This is a genomic window from Pseudonocardia kujensis (genome assembly GCF_021283305.1).
Lineage (GTDB): Bacteria > Actinomycetota > Actinomycetes > Mycobacteriales > Pseudonocardiaceae > Pseudonocardia > Pseudonocardia kujensis.
The window spans coordinates 1-1,489 of record NZ_JAJSOK010000149.1; the positions used below are offsets into that span (position 1 = coordinate 1).

1 protein-coding gene is annotated in these 1,489 nt (G+C 65.5%); it reads left to right on the forward strand.

What is annotated here, in order from left to right:
* Nucleotides 1–1,486, forward strand: a 1,486-nt coding sequence (locus LWC35_RS38715) for an AMP-binding protein (RefSeq protein ID WP_232875570.1), incomplete at its 5' end; no start/stop codon positions are given.
* Nucleotides 1,487–1,489: the final 3 nt, after the last annotated feature.

Here is a 1,489-nt window from a genome sequence, read left to right on the forward strand (position 1 = left end):
GGATGTCGATGCCTTGGCGTTGGGTTTGTTGGCCGACGGGGTGGTGAAGGGGGATCGGGTCGGGATCTGGGCGCCGAACATGGCGGAGTGGACGGTGTTGCAGTACGCGACGGCGAAGATCGGGGCGATCCTGGTCAACATCAACCCGAGCTATCGCACGCATGAGTTGGAGTATGTGCTGCGGCAGGCGGGGATTTCGTTGTTGGTGGCGGCGCGGGCGTTCAAGACCTCGGATTATGCGGGGATGATCGAGCAGGTGCGGGGGAGCTGCCCGGGGTTGCGGGCGGTGGTGTTGATCGGGTCGGGCGAGTGGGACGGGTTGTTGGAGGCCGGGCGGGGCGGGGACCCGGCGGTGCTGGCGGAGGCGCAGGCGGGGCTCTCGCCGGATGATCCGATCAACATCCAGTACACGTCGGGGACGACGGGGTTCCCGAAGGGCGCCACGCTGAGCCATCACAATATTTTGAACAACGGCTTTTTCGTGGGCCGGCTCAACGGTTACACCCCGGAGGACCGGGTGTGTATCCCGGTGCCGTTCTATCACTGTTTCGGGATGGTGATGGGTAATTTGGCGGCGACGTCGAATGGGTGCACGATGGTCATTCCGGCGCAGGGGTTCGACCCGAAGGCGACCCTGGAGGCGGTGGCGGCGGAGCGCTGCACGAGCTTGTACGGGGTGCCGACGATGTTCATCGCCGAGCTCAACCATCCGGACTTCGACGCCTATGACCTGTCGAGTCTGCGGACGGGGATCATGGCCGGGTCGCCGTGTCCGGTGGAGGTGATGAAGCAGGTCGTGTCGCGGATGGGCATGGACGAGGTGACGATCTGTTACGGGATGACCGAGACGTCCCCGGTGTCGATGCAGACCCGGGCGGAGGACTCGCTGGAGTTGCGGGTGTCGACGGTGGGGCGGGTGCATCCGCATCTGGAGGTCAAGATCGTGGACCCGGCCAGTGGGTTGACCGTGCCGCGGGGTGAGCCCGGGGAGTTGTGCACGCGCGGGTATTCGGTGATGTTGGGGTACTGGGAGGAGCCGGAGAAGACCGCGGAGGCGATCGACGCGGCGCGTTGGATGCACACCGGGGATCTGGGGGTGATGGACGCCGAGGGGTATGTGAACATCACCGGGCGGATCAAGGACATGGTGATCCGGGGTGGGGAGAACATCTACCCCCGTGAGATCGAGGAGTTCCTCTACACCCACCCGGACATCCTGGACGCGCAGGTCATCGGGGTGCCGGATGTGAGGTACGGGGAGGAGTTGTGTGCCTGGGTGCAGGTCCGTGAGGGCGCCCGGGTGTCCGCGGAGTCGATCCGCGAGTTCGCCACCGGGAAGCTGGCGCACTACAAGATCCCGCGGTATGTGCTGGTGGTCGACGAGTTCCCGATGACCGTGACCGGCAAGGTCCGCAAGGTCGAGATGCGGGAGAAGTCCGTCGACATCCTCGACCTCCACGAGGCGGCGTCCGTCCGCAACGCCTGAGCG